24 protein-coding genes are annotated in these 18,872 nt (G+C 63.0%); 8 read left to right on the forward strand and 16 right to left on the reverse strand.

Annotated elements, in window-relative coordinates; genetic code table 11:
• The first annotated feature begins 249 nt into the window (after positions 1–249).
• The gene (locus Q427_RS03210; protein WP_043510936.1) at positions 250–786 is read left to right on the forward strand and encodes a GrpB family protein; all 537 of its coding nucleotides are present in this window, start codon (positions 250–252) and stop codon (positions 784–786) included.
• Positions 783–962, forward strand: coding sequence for a hypothetical protein (locus tag Q427_RS03215; protein ID WP_043510938.1), 180 nt, complete (start codon positions 783–785; stop codon positions 960–962). Before Q427_RS03210 ends, Q427_RS03215 begins: the two co-directional genes overlap by 4 nt.
• Positions 963–1,000: 38 nt before the next feature.
• Here the strand turns inward: Q427_RS03215 and Q427_RS03220 are convergent, their stop codons facing one another.
• Positions 1,001–1,837, reverse strand: coding sequence for a LysR family transcriptional regulator (locus Q427_RS03220; RefSeq protein ID WP_043510941.1), 837 nt, complete (start codon positions 1,835–1,837; stop codon positions 1,001–1,003).
• 95 nt (positions 1,838–1,932) lie between these two features.
• Here Q427_RS03220 and Q427_RS03225 point away from each other — a divergent pair, with 95 nt between their 5' ends.
• On the forward strand, positions 1,933–2,682 hold the full coding sequence (locus Q427_RS03225; RefSeq protein ID WP_043510942.1) for an NAD(P)H-dependent oxidoreductase: 750 nt from the start codon (positions 1,933–1,935) through the stop codon (positions 2,680–2,682).
• Positions 2,683–2,704: 22 nt separating this feature from the next.
• Here Q427_RS03225 and Q427_RS29680 read toward each other — a convergent pair whose 3' ends face one another.
• Together Q427_RS29680 and Q427_RS03230 are read right to left on the reverse strand one after the other, a co-directional pair.
• Positions 2,705–2,869 (reverse strand): hypothetical protein, encoded by a 165-nt coding sequence (locus Q427_RS29680; protein ID WP_197030491.1) that lies wholly within the window; start codon positions 2,867–2,869, stop codon positions 2,705–2,707.
• A 28-nt stretch (positions 2,870–2,897) separates the two neighbouring features.
• Complete coding sequence (locus Q427_RS03230) at positions 2,898–4,790, reverse strand: ABC transporter ATP-binding protein (RefSeq protein ID WP_051496096.1); 1,893 nt, start codon at positions 4,788–4,790, stop codon at positions 2,898–2,900.
• 495 nt (positions 4,791–5,285) lie between these two features.
• Between Q427_RS03230 and soxR the strand changes: the two genes are divergently transcribed.
• Both soxR and Q427_RS03240 read left to right on the forward strand, forming a co-directional pair.
• Positions 5,286–5,735 (forward strand): redox-sensitive transcriptional activator SoxR, encoded by a 450-nt coding sequence (gene soxR / locus Q427_RS03235; protein WP_043510944.1) that lies wholly within the window; start codon positions 5,286–5,288, stop codon positions 5,733–5,735.
• Between the two features lie 103 nt (positions 5,736–5,838).
• A complete protein-coding gene (locus Q427_RS03240; RefSeq protein WP_231613371.1) occupies positions 5,839–6,501 on the forward strand; it encodes a glutathione S-transferase family protein in 663 nt (220 codons plus the stop codon).
• On the opposite strand, the gene Q427_RS03245 is transcribed toward Q427_RS03240, so the two are convergent.
• From Q427_RS03245 to Q427_RS35960, 4 genes are all read right to left on the reverse strand, one after another.
• Positions 6,461–6,718, reverse strand: a complete 258-nt coding sequence (locus Q427_RS03245; protein ID WP_197030492.1) for a hypothetical protein — start codon at positions 6,716–6,718, stop codon at positions 6,461–6,463. The genes Q427_RS03240 and Q427_RS03245 overlap by 41 nt on opposite strands.
• 166 nt (positions 6,719–6,884) lie before the next feature.
• The gene (locus tag Q427_RS03250; protein ID WP_043510974.1) at positions 6,885–7,460 is read right to left on the reverse strand and encodes a rhomboid family intramembrane serine protease; all 576 of its coding nucleotides are present in this window, start codon (positions 7,458–7,460) and stop codon (positions 6,885–6,887) included.
• Between the two features lie 61 nt (positions 7,461–7,521).
• Positions 7,522–8,250 (reverse strand): M24 family metallopeptidase, encoded by a 729-nt coding sequence (locus tag Q427_RS35955; RefSeq protein WP_331280523.1) that lies wholly within the window; start codon positions 8,248–8,250, stop codon positions 7,522–7,524.
• Positions 8,133–8,714, reverse strand: coding sequence for an aminopeptidase P family N-terminal domain-containing protein (locus tag Q427_RS35960; RefSeq protein WP_331280526.1), 582 nt, complete (start codon positions 8,712–8,714; stop codon positions 8,133–8,135). The genes Q427_RS35955 and Q427_RS35960 overlap by 118 nt, the downstream gene beginning before the upstream one ends.
• A gap of 154 nt (positions 8,715–8,868) precedes the next feature.
• On the opposite strand from Q427_RS35960, the gene Q427_RS03260 reads away from it, so the two are divergent.
• A complete protein-coding gene (locus Q427_RS03260; protein WP_043510948.1) occupies positions 8,869–9,597 on the forward strand; it encodes a YebC/PmpR family DNA-binding transcriptional regulator in 729 nt (242 codons plus the stop codon).
• A 54-nt stretch (positions 9,598–9,651) separates the two neighbouring features.
• On the opposite strand, the gene Q427_RS03265 is transcribed toward Q427_RS03260, so the two are convergent.
• From Q427_RS03265 to Q427_RS03295, 7 genes are all read right to left on the reverse strand, one after another.
• Complete coding sequence (locus tag Q427_RS03265; RefSeq protein ID WP_043510950.1) at positions 9,652–10,488, reverse strand: alpha/beta hydrolase; 837 nt, start codon at positions 10,486–10,488, stop codon at positions 9,652–9,654.
• Positions 10,489–10,491: 3 nt separating this feature from the next.
• Positions 10,492–12,462: an ATP-dependent zinc metalloprotease FtsH gene (gene ftsH / locus Q427_RS03270; protein WP_043510952.1), complete on the reverse strand. Its 1,971-nt coding sequence runs from the start codon at positions 12,460–12,462 to the stop codon at positions 10,492–10,494.
• 154 nt (positions 12,463–12,616) lie between these two features.
• Positions 12,617–13,372 carry a creatininase family protein gene (locus Q427_RS03275; RefSeq protein ID WP_043510954.1) on the reverse strand — a complete coding sequence of 252 codons (756 nt, stop codon included), beginning with the start codon at positions 13,370–13,372 and terminating at the stop codon, positions 12,617–12,619.
• Positions 13,373–13,473: 101 nt separating this feature from the next.
• A complete protein-coding gene (locus Q427_RS03280; protein WP_043510957.1) occupies positions 13,474–13,707 on the reverse strand; it encodes a hypothetical protein in 234 nt (77 codons plus the stop codon).
• A gap of 50 nt (positions 13,708–13,757) precedes the next feature.
• Positions 13,758–13,949 carry a tautomerase family protein gene (locus Q427_RS03285; RefSeq protein WP_043510959.1) on the reverse strand — a complete coding sequence of 64 codons (192 nt, stop codon included), beginning with the start codon at positions 13,947–13,949 and terminating at the stop codon, positions 13,758–13,760.
• Between the two features lie 133 nt (positions 13,950–14,082).
• Positions 14,083–14,931, reverse strand: a complete 849-nt coding sequence (locus Q427_RS03290) for an EAL domain-containing protein (RefSeq protein WP_043510961.1) — start codon at positions 14,929–14,931, stop codon at positions 14,083–14,085.
• On the reverse strand, positions 14,931–15,395 hold the full coding sequence (locus Q427_RS03295) for a diguanylate cyclase domain-containing protein (RefSeq protein ID WP_043510963.1): 465 nt from the start codon (positions 15,393–15,395) through the stop codon (positions 14,931–14,933). Before Q427_RS03295 ends, Q427_RS03290 begins: the two co-directional genes overlap by 1 nt.
• A gap of 390 nt (positions 15,396–15,785) precedes the next feature.
• On the opposite strand from Q427_RS03295, the gene Q427_RS03300 reads away from it, so the two are divergent.
• Positions 15,786–15,974, forward strand: coding sequence for a DUF3008 family protein (locus tag Q427_RS03300; protein ID WP_043510976.1), 189 nt, complete (start codon positions 15,786–15,788; stop codon positions 15,972–15,974).
• A gap of 97 nt (positions 15,975–16,071) precedes the next feature.
• Here Q427_RS03300 and Q427_RS03305 read toward each other — a convergent pair whose 3' ends face one another.
• Together Q427_RS03305 and dbpA are read right to left on the reverse strand one after the other, a co-directional pair.
• A complete protein-coding gene (locus Q427_RS03305; protein ID WP_043510966.1) occupies positions 16,072–16,938 on the reverse strand; it encodes a PA4780 family RIO1-like protein kinase in 867 nt (288 codons plus the stop codon).
• A 48-nt stretch (positions 16,939–16,986) separates the two neighbouring features.
• On the reverse strand, positions 16,987–18,420 hold the full coding sequence (gene dbpA, locus Q427_RS03310) for an ATP-dependent RNA helicase DbpA (RefSeq protein ID WP_043510967.1): 1,434 nt from the start codon (positions 18,418–18,420) through the stop codon (positions 16,987–16,989).
• A gap of 226 nt (positions 18,421–18,646) precedes the next feature.
• Here dbpA and Q427_RS03315 point away from each other — a divergent pair.
• A partial coding sequence (locus Q427_RS03315; protein ID WP_043510970.1) for an FAD-dependent oxidoreductase occupies positions 18,647–18,872 on the forward strand: 226 nt, incomplete at its 3' end.

The following is an 18,872-nucleotide window of genomic DNA, read 5'->3' on the forward strand; positions in this document are numbered from 1 at the left end:
GCATGTCCAGGGCTTCCTTATAGACCTCCAGCTGTACCTGCTGCGCGGCCTGGGCCTGCTGCATGACGAGCGACTGACCCACTATGGTATTGACGGCTGAGTCCATGTTGCGTGCTCCACTATCTGATTCTTCTGTTTACCCACGCTAACAGCGGACGTACGCAAGAGCAAAAAACGCATCTCGCCGTAGCACCTGTCCCCAGCGAAACTACGGCAGGATTACACCCAAGCCCGACAGTTGGAGCCACCATGAACGAAGACCAGTTACTGCAGCAGGCCATTGATGAACCCGTGCAACTGGTGGAGTACGTCCCCGCCTGGCCGGCTCGCTTCGATGCCGAGCAAGGCCGCCTGCTGAAGCGCTTTCCGGCCGAACTGCTCGACGTTCAGCACATCGGCAGCACCGCCATACCCGGCATGCCGGCCAAACCCATCATCGACGTGATGGCTGGGGTCGCCTCCATGGCCGTCGCCGATGCACTGTTCGCCCCGTTGCTAGAGTACGGCTACGTCACCTCAGTCGAGTTCAACGCCAGCCTGACCGACCGCCGCTGGTTCATGCGCCACGCCAATGGTCGGCGAACCCACCACCTGCATGTGGTGGTGCATGACGGCGGACTGTGGCGCCAGCGATTGGTCTTTCGCGATGCACTGCGCGCCGATCCGGCGCTGGCCGAGCACTATGCAACCCTCAAGCGCGAGTTGGCTTCCTGCCATCGACAAGATCGAGAAGCCTACACCCGGGCCAAGGGAGATTTCATACGCGCGCTCTTAGATGATTCTTGACACGCAACCTGTGTATCGACGGATACATGGGCAAGGTTCGCCTGACGCTGACTCACGACCGGTTCGAGCCGGGCAGCAAGGTCCTGCAAGGCATCAGCATGGGTTGGCCGGCCATACTCTCCAGTCTGAAATCCTTGCTGGAAAACGGTGAGCCTCTGTTTCTCGACTGGGGTTAAGACCAGAGGCGCCTTGGGCAGGCCATCCTCCATTCTTGCTACAACGCCTCGGAAACAAAGGCCATGAAAGCCCGAATCCGCGCCACCCGCCGCAGATCGGGGTGGGTCAGCAGCCACAGGTCGGTGGCGAGCTCAGGGATAGGTTCGCCGATACGATTCAGTGCCGGCTCGGCATCGGCGAGATAACAGGGCAGCACGGCACGGCCGAGCCCGTCACGGGCGGCGGCCAACATGCCGAACATGGTATCTACGCGATAACGGCAGCGCGCGTTCGCGCCGTTCTCGGCCATCCACGCATCGAGCGCGGCATAACCCAGGTGGCGATCTGGCCCTATCCACGCTTCGCTGTCGCTATCGACTCGGCCATAGACCGCCTGGGCAATAGAGCCGACCCGCCGCCCCACCAGATGCTCGGGCGGCGAAGATGAGGGCCGCACCGCCACGTCGGCGTCGCGCTGGGAAAGGTTGAACAACTGATTGGAGACCGCCACCTCGAGCACGATCTCGGAATGAGCATGCTGGAAATCGGCAAAGATCGGCGACAGCAACCCCATCAGCAGCGTATCGGTGGTGGTGACTCGAATGGTACCGGAGAGGCTCAGGTCGCGCCCCACCACACGCCGTTCGGCGCCCAGCACCTCCGCTTCAACCCGCCCGGCAACAGTCGCCAGGTCCTCGCCGGCAGCAGTGGGCGCATAGCCCCTGCGCGAACGCTCGAAAAGCGCCACGCCCAGGCGCCGTTCGATGGCGTTCAGCCGCCGGAAAACCGTGGCATGGCTGGCGCCCAGCCGGCGCCCCGCCCCCGAGAGCGAACCCGCTTCGGCGATGGCCTGCACCACGCGCAGATCGTCCCAGTGCAACAATTGTTCATTCATGCAATGTTTATTGTCAGTTATAGGGAATATCGGTTCGTTTTCGGACAGCATAGCCTTGAGGCATGCATCGTACATCAACCCACCGGAGACCCGTCATGCATGCCCTGATCGTGTTCTGCCACCCGGAGCCTCGCTCCTTCAATGGTGCCCTGAAGGACGTCGCTATCGACACCCTGCAGCGCCAGGGTTACAGCGTCGAAGTCTCGGACCTCTACGCCGAAGGCTTCGACCCCGTGGAGGGGCCGACCCACTATGCCGAGCGGGTCGAGCCCGCCACCTTCTTTCCCCTGACCGAGCAACGTAGCGCCTTCGAGGGTGGCGTCCTGCCCGCCGACGTGCAGCGCGAGATCGAACGGCTGGAACGCGCCGACCTGGTGATCCTGCAGTTCCCGCTGTGGTGGCACGCCCAGCCGGCCATGCTCAAGGGCTGGTTCGACCGGGTGTTCGTCTACGGCGGGCTCTACTCCGGGCGAATGCGCTACGACCGCGGCCGATTCCCCGAGAAGAGAGTCCTGCTCTCTGTGACCACCGGCGCCCCCGCCCCCACTTTCACCCGTCATGGCAGGAGCGGCCACATCGTGGCGCTGCTGTGGCCGATCCACTATTCGCTCTATTACCTCGGGGTGCAGGTACTGCCGCCCCAGGTTACCTACGGCGTGCAGGGTGGCGGACTGAGCTACCAGGACGAAACCGTGTTCCGTCAACGTCTCGAGGAAGAAAAGACCGCCTGGGCGCGGCGGCTGGAAAGGCTCGACGACGAATGGCCGATTCCTTTCGTCGGCTGGAACGACTGGGACGAGCAGGGCGTGCTCAAGGCGGGCCATCCCCAAAACTGGCAGCTGTAAGCGCGGCCAATTTCCTGAACGCCTAGGGCGCGAAGCGTTCCACCAGGGGCTGGATGGCCACATGACGCGGCTCCCCATCGAAGTCGTCCTGAACCAGCTCCGCGGCTCGCCGCTCAAGGTAGCGCCCCGCACCGTCCACATCGGCAATGCGCTGCATGTCGGCCAGCGCCTCGATCCTCGACCTCAATCAGCTATCTCCATCGGCTGTGCTTGCTTCAGGGTTCCACATCCAGCGGCCTGCCGTGGTGATGCTCTGTCTCGCCATTGATATCCAGTCCCAGGAAACCACCGGACTGGCGCCGCCATAGCGAGGCGTAGAGACCATCGCGGGCCAGCAGCTCCTGGTGGGTCCCGCTTTCGACGATACGGCCCTCGTCGATCACCACCAGTCGATCGAGCATGGCGATGGTCGATAGCCGATGTGCAATGGCGATCACCGTCTTGCCCTCCATGAGGGTGTAGAGCTGCTCCTGGATCGCCGCCTCGACCTCGGAATCGAGCGCCGACGTGGCCTCGTCGAGCACCAGGATCGGTGCGTTCTTGAGCAGCACCCGGGCGATGGCAATACGCTGGCGCTGGCCACCGGAAAGCTTGACGCCGCGCTCGCCGACATGGGCGTCCAGGCCGCGCCGCCCCTTGAGGTCCACCAGGTCATAGATGAAGCTATCGGCATGGGCACGACGCACCGCCTCCTCGACCTGCGCATCCGTGGCATTGGGGCTGCCGTAACGGATGTTGTCTCGCACCGAGCGGTGTAGCAGCGAGGTGTCCTGGGTGACCATGCCGATCTGGCGACGCAACGACTCCTGGGTCACCTCGGCAATGTCCTGGCCGTCGATCAGAATTCGGCCGCCCTCCAGGTCGTAGAACCTCAGCAGCAGATTGGCCAGCGTCGACTTGCCCGCTCCGGAGCGGCCGATCACCCCGACCCGCTCGCCCGGGGCAATGGTCAGACTCATGCCGTCGAAAACCCGGACACCTTCGCCATCGGGCCGCTCATAGCCGAACTGCAGCGCATCGAAGTGGATCTCCCCGCGAGGCACGACAAGGGTGGCGGCGCCGGGCAGGTCCTTCACCGCCGGCTCCCGGGCGATGGTGTTGATCCCGTCCTGCACCGTGCCGATATTCTCGAACAGCCCGGCCACCTCCCACAGGATCCAGTCGGACATGAAGCGGATGCGCATCACCAGGGCGATGGCCACCGCGATGGCACCCAGCGAGATGGCCTGGAAGTACCAGGCACCAATGGCCATGGCCGCGACACTCGTCAGCAGCAGCGAGTTGAGCAGCGTCAGGCTTACCGAGAGCAACGTTGCCAGGCGCATCTGGCGATGAACCGTGACCATGAAGCCCTCCATGGCATCGCGGGCGTACTCCTGCTCGCGCCGGGTGTCGGCGAACAGCTTGATGGTCTGTATGTTGCTGTAACTGTCGACGATGCGGCCGGTCATGCGAGCGCGGGCATCGGCCTGCTCCATGGAGACCCGGCGCAGCCGCGGCACGAATACCCACATGATCGCGATGTATCCCGCCAGCCAGATCACCAGCGGCAGCATCAGCCAGGGTTCGGCAATGCCCATGAGCAGCATCGCACCGCCGAAGTAGACGACCACATAGACCAGCAGGCCCAGCAGCTTCATTACCGTCTCGCGGATGGCGAGCGCCGTCTGCATCACCTTTTGTGAGACTCGCCCGGCGAACTCATCCTGGTAGAACGCCATGCTTTGCCCGAGCATGTGGCGATGCGCCAGCCAGCGGCCGATCATCGGATAGTTGCCGAAGACCGCCTGATGCGTCAGCAGGGACTGCAGCATTACCAGCAGTGGCAGCCCGACCACCACGATTGCCGCCATGCCTCCCAGACGCCAGCCGTATTCGGCGAAGAACCCTTCACGCTCGGCACCCGACAGCCAATCCACCAGCTCACCGAGATAGCTGAAAAACAGCACCTCGGCAGCCGATACCATTGCCGTGAGCAGCGACATCAGGATCAACAATGGCAGCACCGGCCGCGAAAAATACAGAATGAACGCCAGGAGCCCCTTCGGGGGCGTCTCGGGCTTACCCGCCGGGTAAGGGTTCACCAGGGTTTCAAAGAAACGGAACATGACATCATCCATCAGCAGAGCGTCAGCGGGCCGAGCTCTGGGCTCGGCCCGGGTCAGCCTGCAGGTTAAAACCTCAAGCTAAGTGGAGGTCAAGGCAAAAAGATAACAATGGGAGCTCATCATACTTTGGCTTTATCCCATCATGGAAAGCCGTAGAGCCATTTTAGAAAAACTCAAAGTAGTGGTCGCTCCACCGAATGGGAAATCAATAATCGTCATGGCATCCATCACGAAGCTTGATGCCAAGTACCATTTACCCTTTATCGCCTTGTTGCTTGGCCACGACCGTTGTAGTTCACCACGATCGTGGTAGAAGGCATGAGGCGACCTTCTTGCCATCGCCAACACGCCAGGTTAAAACCAGGGGCGATACAGCAGCTTGAACAGTACAAAATTAAAGCAATGAGCAAGCTTTTTCAGTAACCAGGACAATGGCTGGACCAATCGCTAAAACAGGACCAAACAAACGGCCAGACAATGACCGGAGAAACAGCAATGCAGTCACACCTGCACCGGGAACTCAGCGTTGGTGAGGTAGCGGAACGCAGTGGCCTGGCGGTCTCGGCCATCCACTTCTATGAAGCCAAGGGCCTGATCAGCAGTCGCCGTAATGCCGGTAACCAGAGGCGATTCAGTCGCGATGTACTGCGGCGGGTGGCAATCATCAAGGTCGCCCAGCGCACCGGAATCTCGCTGGCCGAGATACGCCAGGCCTTCGATACCCTGCCTGCCTCACGCGCCCCCACCGCCGCCGACTGGCGGCCTCTGTCGGCCAAGTGGCGTCATGCCCTGGACGAACGCATTACCCGGCTGACCCGGCTGCGAGACCAGCTCGATCACTGCATCGGCTGTGGCTGCCTATCGATGAATGATTGTCCGCTGCGCAATCCGGAAGATGAGCTAGCCGAAGAAGGCTCAGGACCCCGGCTGCTGGACCCCGACTGACGCCGCCCGCCACAGACTTTTCCCATCTCGCCACCGTTTAACGGATGGGCAACGTTGGCTCGGGGAGATGCTATCTTCATGGCAATCCATGGAGGGACTCCTCATGCCTGATTCACTCGTACTTTATTCCAATCCCATGTCCCGGGGACGTATTGCCCGCTGGATGCTGGAAGAGATCGGCACGCCCTATCGTACCGAAGTCATCGGCTACGGGCCGGCCATGAAATCTGCAGAGTTCCTGACCATCAACCCGATGGGCAAGGTGCCGGCCATACGCCACGGCACTACCATCGTGACGGAGTGCGCTGCCATCTGCGCCTACCTGGCGGATGCTTTCCCGGAGGCCGATCTCGCTCCTCCCCTTGCCTCACGAGGTGCCTACTACCGTTGGCTGTTCTTTGCGGCCGGGCCGCTGGAAGCTGCCGTGACTGATCGGGACCTCGGCATGGAACCCAATATCGAGCAGCAGGCCCGGGTGGGTTACGGCAGTATCGAAACGGTACTCGAGACGCTGGAACAGGCGGTCAGCGTCAGCGAGTACATTGCCGGGGCACACTTCTCGGCAGCCGACGTCTACCTGGGCTCACATATCGGCTGGGGCATGCAGTTCGGCAGCTGGAGTCATGCCCCGCTTTCGTCGACTACTGGGAGCGCGTCAGTAACCGCGAGGCCTATCGGCGCGCCAACAGGCTCGACGATCAGGCCATGGCTTCCATCGCGAAACATCAGACAGCCTGACGGCTCCAGAAGCCTGTCCGGCTCCTAGCCCTCTTCGAAGGGGCGCGCCCAGAGTTCGACAGGCTCATGCGTCTCAGAATCTCCTCCGCTTCCGGCCGGGAGGTATCGGGCACGATGACCTTGACTTGGTGCGTCTCCCTGTCGAAATAGAGCTTCTCGCGCGGAAAGCCCTCGGATACCAGCTCGTCGTAGGCGTTGGTGGCCTTCATCAGGTCCCTGTAGTCGGCAGTAACGGTCAATGTCATGACACCCTCCTGGAGCAGAAACGTGAGCAGCACCTGCGGGCGCCGCAACCGGGCACAGGAGAGAACTCTCCCTTGCCTTACTGCCCAGTATAGCCAGATCACCCAATTGGGCAGTGGCGAACAGTGACGGGGATTGGCATGGCCGGCTAACGCCCGACAGGGCGGATCAGCCCACGCTCTCCATCTCCGTGAGCCCCATCAGGAGAAGCATGAAGGCAATTCCCCAGCCGCCCCCCCAGAGGTGGGCGCTGTGATTGATATTGTCGCCACCGCGTCGCTGGGCACGAAACGAATAGATGACATAGAGAACGGCAAAGACGATGGCCGGAACCGGGACGAAGAAGACGAACAGCAGCGACCAGGGCCGCAGCAGGATATAGGCGAACAGCATTGCCGATACCGCCCCCGACGCCCCCAGGCTGTAAAAGCGCGTGTCGTGCCGATGGCGCAGGTGGGTCGGCAGGATGGCCACCAATAGCCCGGAGAGATAGAACAGGATGAAACCCGCCGAACCGATGTGCGGGGTGAGTACCAGCTCCATCACGGTGCCGAAGAAGTAGAGGGTGATCATGTTGAAGAGCAGATGGGTGGTGTCGGCGTGGATGAAGCCATGGCTGAGCAGCCGCCACCACTGCCCGCGCGTCACGCCCGGCGGCCAATAGATCAGCGCATCGAAAAGTCGCGGCCACATCCAGGCCAGCACGCTCACCGACGTTGTCACCACGACCAGAAACAGCGTCATGCCCATAGCCTGGCCTGTCGGAAGGCAGGATGAATGCGCCTTCGCCTCGCGCTCAATTGCCTCAGCTCCCCGAACGCTCCCTGAGCTGCCAATCGTTATCGGTGATCGGCACGCCCCCCTTGGGCGTCACCTGAACGGTATCGCTGATACCGACACCCCACTCCCCCGGCACTCGCAGGCAGAGCGGCAAGTGGAAGACCATGCCAGCCTCGAACTCCCGCTGTTGGCCACGGGCGATATAGCCGCTGCCCTCGACCCAGCTTGGCGGAAACTGGGCCCCTACCGCATAACCGAACACACCCGAGAAGAACACCCGGTCAACGTGGGGTGCCAACACCGACTCGGCGGCACGGGCGGCATCGTCAAAGGTGTTGCCCGGGTGCATGGCCCCACTCAGCGCCTCGAACAGCGCGCGGCAGACATCGCGCAGGGCCTGCATCTCGCCGCTGGCCCGTCCTGCCACCGCCGTTCGCATCATCGGCGCCGTGTAACGACGGAATGAGGAGCCGAATTCAAGAAACACCGGTTCGTCCGATTCGATCCGGTGACGCTGGTGGTTCATGTGGATCACGCTGATGCGCCGTCCCGTAGTGACGATGGGCTGCATGCTCATGAATTCACTGCCCGCCGCCAGCATCGCCCTGGCGCCTTCGGCCGCCACATCGTTATCGGTCATGCCCGGGGCGATGACCTCGATGGCGGCAGCCAGCCCGCGTGAAGTGATCCGCGCACTCTCTCGCAGACAGGCCAGTTCCGCTTCGCTCTTGACGATGCGGATGCGGTCCAGCAACTCGCCGCCGCCATCCCGAAAGTGCCCGGCCCCCAGGCGCTGCTGCAGCGGGCCGATGATGCCGTGGCGCAGGGTGGGGCTGAAGGGATCCAGCCGATAGCCGAAAAACCCGACAGCGTCTCGGCCAATGGCTCGAGCACCTCCTCGATACCCTCCCAGCGATAACCCAGCAGCTCGTCGACCCGTGCCGTGACCACCGCCGGGCCCGTCTCGATGGAGGGCACCTGCAGCACCAGGCGATCCGCCGAAAATACCAGGCAGGTGTGCACCGACACCTCGAAGGTGTTGTAACCGGTGAGGTAGTAGATATCGGCGGGGTCGGTGACCAGCAGAGCATCCAGGCCGCGGTCCGCCATCTCAGCTCGGACTCGCGCCTGTCGCGCATCGTATTCGGCATCGGAGAAGGCCAGCTCGGTAGCCTGCAGGTGGGCAGCCAAGGCATGACGGTACTGGTGATGATCCATGGGCGATTGGCTCCAGGCAGAGGGGATGCGTCTTACCCCGACAGTGTAGCCATGACTCGCATCATGCCACCCCGCTTCCGGTGAAATAACGCTGTTCCCTGCCGGTACGGTTTCGTAGAATTCCGCTTCATGTCAGATGCAATGGGACAACGCTATGGGCAGGGCCTTTCAGAACCGCAAGGAATCCATGGCCAAGACGGCCGCCGCCAAGACCAAGGTGTACAGCAAATACGGGCGTGAGATCTACGTGGTCGCCAAGGCCGGGGGCGTCGATCCCTCCGCCAACCTGAGCCTGCGCGGCCTGCTCGAACGCGCCAAGAAGGATCAGGTGCCGTCGCATGTGATCGACAAGGCGCTGGACAAGGCCAGCGGCGTGGGAGGCGAGGACTTCTCGCCGGCACGCTATGAGGGTTTCGGCCCGGGCAACTGCATGGTCATCGTCGAGTGCCTGACCGACAACCCGAACCGCACCTTCGGCGACGTTCGTGCCTGCTTCAACAAGGCCAAGAGCAAGCTCGGCACCCCCGGCACCGTGAGCCACATGTTCGACCACTGCGCGATCCTCGCCTTCAGCGGCGACGACGAGGAAGCCACCCTCGAGGCGCTGATGGAAGCCGACGTGGATGTCACCGATATCGAAAGCGAGGATGGCCAGATCACCGTCTTTGCACCGCATACCGAATATGCCAAGGCCAAGCAGGCCCTGCTCGATGCCTTCGGTGAGATCGACTTCGAAATCGACGAGATCCAGTTCGTGCCCCAGACCACGACCCCGGTCGAAGGCGACGACGTCGCCATGTTCGACAAGCTGCTCGACACCCTCAACGACCTGGATGACGTGCAGAACGTGTTCCATAACGCCGAAGTTGAAACGAACGGTTGAAACGAACGGTTGAAACGGATCAGCGCTGACGCCGGCCAGACGTGAAGCGACCGGTCAGTTCCGGCGCAGGCCGGCCAGCTCCTCCAGGAAGGCGTCGATGCCATCCGAATACTCGGGTTCGCTGTCGAGGAAGCCGGTGTTGTGGCCACCTCGAATCACCAGCATCTCCTTGGGCTCACTGGCGGCCTCGAAGACCGCCTCGCCCTGGGAGAAGGGGATGATCTCGTCCTCGCGGCTGTGGATCACCAGCAGCGGCGCCGTGAACCGGGTCACGTAGGCTTCGGTGTCGTAATCCAGGTTCGCCAACCAGCGTACCGGCAGGAAGGGGTAGAGACTCTGGCCCAGCGCCGGCACCGAACGGAAGGGCGACTCCAGGATTACCGCAGCCGGGCTTACGTCTGGCGCCAGCCCTGCGGCCAGCTCCGCCGCTACGGCAGCCCCCAGTGAACGCCCGAAAAACACGATCTCCTCGGCCGGGACCTCGGCCTCCTCGACCAGCCAACGCCAGCTGGCCCGGGCATCCCTGGCCGTTCCGGCTTCCGATGGGCTGCCCTCGCTGCGGCCATAGCCCCGATAGTCGACGATCAGCACCGACAGGCCAAGCCGGTTGAACTGGCGAATCGAATCCAGGCGATGGGAGATATTGCCGGCATTGCCGTGAAAGAACAGCAGGCTGCCGCGTGGTTCATCGGCCGGTATCCACCAGGCATCCAGCGTCAGCCCATCCTCTGTCTCGAGATCGACCTGCTCCCACGCCATGCCACGGTCCGCCGGCGTTCCCACGTGTTCCCGCCCCATGTGCGGCAGGTAGAGCAGGCGGTCCTGGAAGAACCAGGCCAGCGCCACCACGATGGCATAGATCGCCGCGAGGGAAACGAGGATACGCAGCATTCGCTAGCCTCCCTGCCCGCCAGGCACCAGGCCGTCGAGCACCTCGCGGATCTCGTCGGCGTCCAGTGTTTCACGCTTCTCCAGCGCCTGTGCCAGCGCATCCAGCGCCTCGCGGTAACGTTCCAGAAGGCGGCGGCCGTGGGCCTCCAGCTCGATCAGCAATCGCTGGATCTCCTCGTCGACCAGGCCTGCCATGGCCTCGCTGTGCTCACGGGACTGGGCCATTTCCTTGCCGAGAAAGACATGCTCCTGGCTCTCGGAAAACATCACCGGACCGATACGCTCGCTCATGCCCCAGCGCCCCACCATCCTGCGTGCGAGCCGGGTCGCCTGCTCCAGGTCGTTCTCCGCACCGCTGCTGACCTCATCGAAGACGATGGATTCGGCCAGACGGCCACCGAACATCACGGTAATACGATCACGCAGGTAGGCCTCGCCCTGGTTGTAGCGCTCCTCATTCGGCACCTGGGCGGTCACCCCCAGCGCACGGCCGCGGGGCAGCACGGTGACCTTTTCCAGTGGGTCGGCCTTGGGCAGCAGGTACGCCAGCAGCGCATGCCCCGCTTCATGATAGGCGACGATGCGCCGCTCCTCCTCGGACAGCCCGGTATCCTTGGTCTCGCCCAACAACAGGCGATCACGCGCGTCGGTGAAGCAGGCCCAATCCACCTCCTGCTGTTCACGCCGGCCCGCCAGCAGGGCGGCTTCGTTGGACAGGTTGGCCAGGTCGGCACCGGAGAAACCGATGGTGATCTCGGCCAGCCGTTCGAGATCGACATCCTCGGCCAGCGGCATCTCCCGGGTGTGCACCTCGAGGATGCGCTGCCGTGCATCGCGATGAGGATTCTCCAGGGTGATCTTGCGATCGAAGCGACCCGGCCTCAACAGTGCCGAGTCCAGCACGTCCGGCCGGTTGGTGGCGGCCAGCACCACCACGGACTCCTCCACCTCGAAACCGTCCATCTCCGCGAGAATCTGGTTCAGTGTCTGCTCACGCTCGTCGTGCCCGCCGCCCATGCCGGCGCCGCGGGAGCGGCCGATCGAGTCGAGCTCGTCGATGAAGATCACCGCCGGCGCCTGCTCCTTGGCCTGCTTGAACAGGTCACGCACGCGAGAAGCCCCCACGCCGACGAACATCTCGATGAACTCCGACCCGCTGATGCTGAAGAAGGGAACCTCGGCTTCTCCGGCAACGGCGCGCGCCATGAGCGTCTTGCCGGTACCGGGGGGGCCCATCATCAGGATGCCCCGAGGGATCTTCGCCCCCAGATCGAGAAAGCGGGTCGGCTCCTTGAGGAAGTCGACCACTTCCATCACCTCCCGCTTGGCGTTCTCCGAGCCGGCCACATCGGCCAGCCTCACCCGGCTCTCCTCGCTTCGAACCTGGCGAGCCCCCGACTTGCCCATGCTGAAGAAACCGCCCCCCGACATGGTGCGCTGCTGCATTCGGCCCCAGAACCAGAACAGCAGGCCCAGGATCAGGATCCACGGCAGCGCCCCCACCAGAATGCGCTGCCACCAGGGCGGGTCCACCGGCCTGGCGGCTATGTGTACCTGATTGGCCTCCAGGCGCTCGAGCAGCCGCTCGCCCTCCACATCCGGACGAATGGTTTCGAAGGTTTCCACCCCCTCGGCCTCCTGGGCTTCCTGGCCCGCTTCGGTGAAGAGCCCCTCGATCGACTGGCCACGCAGCGTCACCTCCTCCACATGGCCCTGGTCGACGGCCTCGATGAACTCGGAATAGCTCAGCTCGACCTGTGCCTGCTGCTCGGTCGCATCGATGAAATGGAAGATCAGCAGGATACCGATCGCAAACCAGAGGAACAGTACCCACTGCGGGCGCTGTGGATGCTGTGCTCTGCCGTCGCCGGGTCCCGAATCCAGGTCGAGAGGAGAGCGCGGATAGCGGCGAGACTCACTGGGGCCTCTACCGGGACTCTCCTTCGATGACGTCCGCTGTTTCCATCCTCTCATGACAGAACCTGATCATGAATGTCACCATGACCATGGCAACGAGTGCCCCCCTTTGCAAGGTCGCCCGGCTCGGCACCACTCCCCCGCGCACGCTGCTCCTGCGCAGCAGAACGACCTTTGCAGGAGCAACATTGGAAACAGGCAAAGGGCTCGACTACTGGCCGTCGCCAAGGAAGGCCCGATACGCGTCCCAGGTATCCTCGACTGCCGCAGCCTGAAAGCGCTCGCCGTGCTCGACCCGCGACAGCGACGGGTCCGAGCCCATGCGACCATCGGGAAAGCGACGACGAAACTCGTCGGCGTCGCACTGGGCGCTGCCCGAGGGCGCGATACGGGGCGACATCGCCACATCCTTGATCGCCTCGGGGCGAGCGAACCAGGAGAGCGACACCTCTGACGCCGTGGCGTGCCCCCCTTCCGAATCGCCGTAGAGCGACTGGGCCAGCTCACGCACACGCGGGCCGGCGAACCAGTTGCTCAAGGTAAGATGCAGCGCACTCGACGACTGGCCATCGCTGCGCAGGCTGCGCTCGGAGTAGATCTCGGCGAAGGCCGCGTTAACGGTGGCAATATTGCCGCCATGGCCGTTGAGAAAGAACACATGGGTGAAGCCGTGACGCGCGAGGGATGTCACGGTGTCGTGCAGCACCGCGATCAGGGTGCTGGGACGCAGGCTGATGCTGCCGGGAAAGGCGAGGTGGTGCTGCGCCATGCCCAGGCTCTGGGTAGGCCCCACCAGCACATCATGGCGCTCGCCCAGCTCCCAGGCAACGGATTCGGGGCAGATGACATCAGTGCCGAGCAGGCCGTTGGGGCCATGCTGCTCGGTGGAGCCGATGGGGATAATGATGCCGGTGGCGCGTTCCAGGTAGTGCTCGACTTCCTGCCAGGTGGCATGCTGCAGCTTCATCTTTGTCTCCTTGGGCTGTCTGCACTCCAGTGTCGACAAATCTCGCTGCCACCGCCACCACCGCTTGCCTGCCGACCTTCCCGGCAATCTCACTTCCCTGCTCAGGCTGGGCTCGTCGGCCCCCTCAGCCAGGGAATGCGGCGCCGAATCGACGCCACTAACCGGCGCATGGCAATGAGACGAATGCCATAGGCCAGGGCCAGTCCGGTGACGATAGAAAACAGCATCCCCAGGCCAACACGAAACATCAGTGCCGTGAAGAAGGCAGTGAGGACTGCCGTGACTATCTCTTCCAGGTGCCCCTGGATCCACTCTCTCTGTTCTTGCCTGATCATGGTGCGTATCACCTGTATCCGGTCATGGTGTCGGTGTAGGTGTATAGAGCTCAGCCGGGAGTGCTGTCGCACCCCATCACGCCACCCTTCGCCCAGCTCTGGCCGTCCACCTCGCTGAAGAAGAGCTGAACGCTTTCCGGCTTCACGCCATAGACTTCGGTGAAAGCCTCGGTGATACGGCGTGCCAGCTCGCGCTTCTGCGCCAGGTCACGGGGAAACTGCTGAATGGTCACGATGGGCATCGTCGGCTCCTGCGGAAACGAAGCCTAGCATGGTCGGCCGAAACACGCCCTTTCGCAACCCAAAGGGCGAGCCACGGCAGCACAAGTCGCTGTCGTCGGTGGCGGCTCTGTGCGCGACCTTCGGTTCTTCGATTCACGGCCCATCGAGTGTTGGGTCGAGGTACTCCATGCGCGCCCACAGGCTTCCCTGCAGCAGGTCACAGCCCTGCTGGCGCAGGAAATCCGCCTGCTGGCGGGTACTGATACCATTGGCCACGACCTCGATGTCCAGTGCGTGGGCCATGTCGATGACAGAACGGATGATCGCCTGGTGGCGCGGGTTGTCGTGGCATTCGCGAATGAACAGCTCACTGAGCTTAAGCGTCCCGACGGGTAGACGACTCAAGTGTCCAAGGATCGAGCAGCCGCTGCCAAAGCCATCCACGGACAGCCGCACCCCCTTGGCCTCGAGCTGTTCGAATACGCCGGCGGCACGGTGGATGTCTTGCATGAGGCCACTCTCCTTCACCTCTATCTCCAACAGCCCGGCAGGCAGGTCGCTGCTGGCGAGCGCCACATCGACACGGCTGGGAAAGTCACCTTCGAGCAGGCCTTCTATCGAGACATGCACCACCACCCGAAGGCCGACTCCCACTTCGAACCAGGACCTGGCGTGCTGGCAGGCATTCTCCAGAACCCACTGGCAGACCTCGGCTAGCTGGCCATCGTCTACGGCCGCCCCCATCCAGCGCCCCGACTCCAGTACCCCGAAGCGGGCCGAGCACCAGCGGGGCTGTGCCGAGACCGCCACTACCTGGCCGCTTCGCGCACAGAGCATGGGACGGTAGAGCAGCTCCAGTTCACCCCGATTCATTGCCCCTTGAAACGCCGTGCGCAGGGCACAGTAGTCGAGGCCATCATCGAGCAGAGCGGGCGTGAAGAGCTGGTATCGGCGCCTGCCGAGACGCTGTGCCTGACACCGGGCCAGATTGGCATGACGCATCAGTTCATTGACCGTGCGGCCGTGTTCGGGAAAGAGGCTGGCACCGATGCAGCAACTGGCGGGTACCGCTGCCCAGCCAGCTCGATGGGCTGCCCGACCCGGTCGAGCAGACGCTCGACCACAGCGGCAACCTCTTCTGGTCGCCGAACCCCAGGCACCACAACCAGTATCTCGTCGCTCCCGAGCCGGCTGACGACCTCGTCATCGACCAGGCAGCGCCGGACACGCTGGGCGATCCGCTGCAGGTAGATATCACCCATTTCCATGCCCAGCGAATAGTTGATCTCCTTGAGCTGGTCCACATCGATATGCAACACCGCCACCATGTCGCCTTCCGCGGCGGCGTCAACCTGCGCGGCCAGCTGCTGTTCACCGACCTTGCGAGTCGTCAGGCCGGTGAGCTCATCGTGACAGGCCGGAGCGGCTACAGTGGGGGGCTGCAATTGAGAGGGGAGCTGCTGCATGAGAAATCCGTTCTCCTGTGCATGATCAGCAGGCGAATTCGATCCATATATATTAGAGATTGCATAGCAAAAAGGGGGTTGCTCTCTTCAACCGGACCGAAATCGTATTGTTGTCGCGTGTGTTGTCGCGGGGCACTCTTCCCCAATATCATGCGCCAGCCAGGGCGTCAAACAATGCCTGTAACCATCGGTTTTAACGAATGTTTTAATAATCCAACCAAGCCTTTCAAATGTGAAATGGAAACAGTGTAAAAAAACAAGAGTGGCATTTTTCAAGCGCCAAAACTGCTCTTCTCATCATTACGAAGCATTGGGTTACACGCTGCCAATGGTCGCCCTGACATTATCCTTCTAAGGTGCAAGGAGCGAATGGATTCATGGGAGAGAAGCATGCCAGCCAAGTCCCAGGCACAGCAGATGGCCGCCGGCGCCGCCCTTTCCGCAAAACGAGGGGAAAAGAAGGCCAGTGAACTCGATGGCGCCGCCAGGCAGATGTACGAATCGATGGATGAGCAGGAGCTGGAGAAAATCGCCTCGGCCAAGCAGAAGAACAAGCCGAAGCACAATGCGAAATCCTGAGCGTGGCTTGAAGTCTTGGGTGTGGCTTGATTCGAGGATAATTCAGCGGTCCAGCCCGGGCGGCTATCGCCCGGGCCTGGTTCATGCGGGTTGAGGGTTAATCTTCCTCGTCACCCTGCTCGTTGCGGGCCAACATGGCCAGGTGCTCGTCCTGCTCTTCCCGGGCATCCTCGATGACCGCCAGCAGGTCGTCGACATCCACCGCCGTGGTGTCGTAGGCAAAGCACCCCGTCAGCTTGCTGTCCGGATGCAGCTCCCCCGCTTCATAGAGTGCCCAGATCTCCTTGCCGTAGTCTGTCTTGAGGAGTTCCGGCGCATAGCGTCCGAAATAGGCGCGCATGTTGTTGACGTCGCGCTCCAGCATCATCTCCGCACTGTTGTTGCCGGCGGCATCCACCGCCTGGGGCAGGTCGATGATCACCGGACCATCGGGGGCCAGCAGCACGTTGAACTCGGAAAGATCGCCATGAATCAGGCCGGCACACAGCATGCGCACCACGTCGCCGATGACCTTGGCGTAATACACGCGAGCCTGCTCGGCGGTGAGGGTGACGTCGTCCAGGCGCGGCGCGGCAAAGCCCTCGGCGTCGGTGATCATCTCCATCAGCAGCACGCCGTCGACGAAGCCGAAGGGCTTGGGCACCCGCACCTCCGCCGCGGCGAGCCGGTAGAGTGCATCCACCTCGGCATTCAGCCAGGCCTGCTCCTGCTCCTTCTGTCCATAGCGGGACTTCTTGGCCATGGCGCGGCCCTGGCGACTGTTGCGCACCTTGCGGCCTTCCTGGTACTGCACGGCCTGCTTGAAGCTGCGCTGCTTGGCCTCCTTGAAGACCTTGGCGCAGCGGAGCTCACCGCCGGCCCGCACCACATAGACCTGCGCTTCCTTGCCACTCATCAGCTGGGCGACGACTTCGTCGACCATGCCGTCTTCAACCAGCGGTTGTAATCGCTTGGGTATTTTCATATCACCACTTTGGCATATCGCCTTACGAGCGTATCGCCCTGCTGCATGTCAGCGGCTGACGCGCCGGGCGCGAAACGAACGCCCCTTGAGTTTTCCCGCGCTCAACTGCGCAAGCGCCGCCTTGGCGACCTCACGCTGCACGGCCACATAGGCGCTGCGCTCCAGCACCTTGATCTTGCCAACCTGCTCACCCCGGATACCGCCATCACCGGTCAGGGCACCCAGGATATCGCCCGGGCGCACCTTCTGCTTCTTGCCGCCATCGAGCTGCAGCGTGGCCATGGGCGGCGCCATGGGTTCATCCGACAGGACACGGCGGGATGGCAGCGTCTCCGTCACCAGCTGTTGGCCGAGAAACTCGCCGAGCCGCTCCAGGCGGTAGGCCTCCTGCCCGCTGACCAACGTGCAGGCCACACCGGAGCTGCCCGCCCTGCCGGTACGTCCGACCCGGTGCACATGCACCTCGAGTTCGCGGGCGATACGGTAATTGAATACCGCATCCAGGGCGTCGATATCCAGTCCTCGGGCCGCCACGTCGGTGGCCACCAGTATGGACGCGCTCTTGTTGGCGAATAGTATCAGCAGACGATCGCGGTCGCGCTGTTCCAGGTCACCATGTAGCGCCAGGGCGCTGAAGCCGGCCTGGTCCAGGGCATCCGCCACCTCGTCGGTCTCTCGCTTGGTATTGCAGAACACCACGGAGGATTGGGGCCGGTGATGCAACAGCAGCAGGCGCAGCGCCTCGAAACGCTCCGACTCGTCCCCCAGCCGGTAGAAATGCTCGCGAATGCTGGTCTCGTCATGGGTCTCGCTGACCGCCACGCTAACCGGGTCACGCAGGAAGCCCTCGGCGATGGCACGAATGCCCTCCGCACCAGCTCCCTGCAGGCCGGTGGCGCTGAACATCAGCGTCTGCCGGCTCGCCGGCGTCTCACCGATGATCGCCTCCAGCGCCGGCTGAAAGCCCATGTCGAGCATGCGATCGGCTTCGTCGAGCACCAGGGTCTCCAGTGACGCCAGGCTCAGCGAACCCTTGCGCAGATGCTCCTCGATCCGTCCCGGCGTGCCGACCACGACATGGGCCCCATGGGAAAGCGAATTGAGCTGCGGCCCCAGGGGCGCCCCGCCGCACAGGGTCAGCACCTTGACATTGGGTAGCCCACGCGCCAGCCGGCGGATCTCACCGGCCACCTGATCGGCCAGCTCCCGAGTGGGGCACAGCACCAACGCCTGGACGCTGAAGCTCGATACCGAAAGCCGCGAGAGCAGACCCAGGCCGAAGGCCGCCGTCTTGCCCGAGCCGGTCTTCGCCTGGGCGACCACATCTCGCCCCGCCAGCATCGCCGGCAGGCTGGCGGCCTGGATCGGCGTCATGGCGAGATAGCCAAGGGAGTCCAGGTTACCGAGCAACGCCGGCGAGAGCGATAGGGACGCGAAGGCACCCTCGCCAGGAGAGTCGGAGTCGGGAGCGAAATCGGACACGAAAATCATCCTGCAAAAATGGGTGGGGGCCTGGGTAACGAGCGAACGAAGGCGAGAGCCGCGTGGTAAGGGCCGTGGGAGTGGTAAGCGAAGGGCAAATAATAGCAGAAAGCATTGAGCAATGCCGAAGGTTTGGTCGGCCCACAGGCACACGTCCTGTTCTACGCTAAGACGAAGTGAGTCGAACGGCACGCCCCTTCGGCGCCTCTGTTCAAGGGAGACAGTGATGCAAGAACGTGAAGCCAATGTCGCGATTATCGGGGCCGGCAGTGCCGGCCTGAGTGCCTGGCACGCTGCCCGCAAACATGCCGATGACGTCGTGCTGATCGAAGGAGGTGCGTTCGGGACCACCTGTGCCCGGGTGGGCTGCATGCCCTCGAAGCTGCTGATCGCCGCCGCCGACGCCGCCCACCATGCCCGGGGTGCCAGCGGTTTCGGCGTGCGGACCGGTC

Source organism: Halomonas sp. BC04, assembly GCF_000568385.1.

Excerpts from the sequence above, each read along its gene's own strand:
- soxR (WP_043510944.1), top strand. The coding sequence starts at position 5,286 with ATGCAGTCACACCTGCACCGGGAACTCAGCGTTGGTGAGGTAGCGGAA.
- Q427_RS03245 (WP_197030492.1), bottom strand. The coding sequence starts at position 6,718 with ATGACATTGACCGTTACTGCCGACTACAGGGACCTGATGAAGGCCACC.
- Q427_RS03305 (WP_043510966.1), bottom strand. The coding sequence starts at position 16,938 with ATGAAAATACCCAAGCGATTACAACCGCTGGTTGAAGACGGCATGGTC.
- Q427_RS03210 (WP_043510936.1), top strand. The coding sequence starts at position 250 with ATGAACGAAGACCAGTTACTGCAGCAGGCCATTGATGAACCCGTGCAA.
- Q427_RS03295 (WP_043510963.1), bottom strand. The coding sequence starts at position 15,395 with ATGCAGCAGCTCCCCTCTCAATTGCAGCCCCCCACTGTAGCCGCTCCG.
- Q427_RS03225 (WP_043510942.1), top strand. The coding sequence starts at position 1,933 with ATGCATGCCCTGATCGTGTTCTGCCACCCGGAGCCTCGCTCCTTCAAT.
- Q427_RS03290 (WP_043510961.1), bottom strand. The coding sequence starts at position 14,931 with ATGCGTCATGCCAATCTGGCCCGGTGTCAGGCACAGCGTCTCGGCAGG.
- Q427_RS03265 (WP_043510950.1), bottom strand. The coding sequence starts at position 10,488 with ATGCTGCGTATCCTCGTTTCCCTCGCGGCGATCTATGCCATCGTGGTG.
- Q427_RS03220 (WP_043510941.1), bottom strand. The coding sequence starts at position 1,837 with ATGAATGAACAATTGTTGCACTGGGACGATCTGCGCGTGGTGCAGGCC.
- ftsH (WP_043510952.1), bottom strand. The coding sequence starts at position 12,462 with ATGAGAGGATGGAAACAGCGGACGTCATCGAAGGAGAGTCCCGGTAGA.
- Q427_RS03250 (WP_043510974.1), bottom strand. The coding sequence starts at position 7,460 with ATGACGCTGTTTCTGGTCGTGGTGACAACGTCGGTGAGCGTGCTGGCC.
- Q427_RS03230 (WP_051496096.1), bottom strand. The coding sequence starts at position 4,790 with ATGTTCCGTTTCTTTGAAACCCTGGTGAACCCTTACCCGGCGGGTAAG.
- Q427_RS03280 (WP_043510957.1), bottom strand. The coding sequence starts at position 13,707 with ATGATCAGGCAAGAACAGAGAGAGTGGATCCAGGGGCACCTGGAAGAG.
- Q427_RS03260 (WP_043510948.1), top strand. The coding sequence starts at position 8,869 with ATGGGCAGGGCCTTTCAGAACCGCAAGGAATCCATGGCCAAGACGGCC.
- Q427_RS35960 (WP_331280526.1), bottom strand. The coding sequence starts at position 8,714 with ATGGATCATCACCAGTACCGTCATGCCTTGGCTGCCCACCTGCAGGCT.
- Q427_RS03285 (WP_043510959.1), bottom strand. The coding sequence starts at position 13,949 with ATGCCCATCGTGACCATTCAGCAGTTTCCCCGTGACCTGGCGCAGAAG.
- Q427_RS03300 (WP_043510976.1), top strand. The coding sequence starts at position 15,786 with ATGCCAGCCAAGTCCCAGGCACAGCAGATGGCCGCCGGCGCCGCCCTT.
- Q427_RS03240 (WP_231613371.1), top strand. The coding sequence starts at position 5,839 with ATGCCTGATTCACTCGTACTTTATTCCAATCCCATGTCCCGGGGACGT.
- Q427_RS03275 (WP_043510954.1), bottom strand. The coding sequence starts at position 13,372 with ATGAAGCTGCAGCATGCCACCTGGCAGGAAGTCGAGCACTACCTGGAA.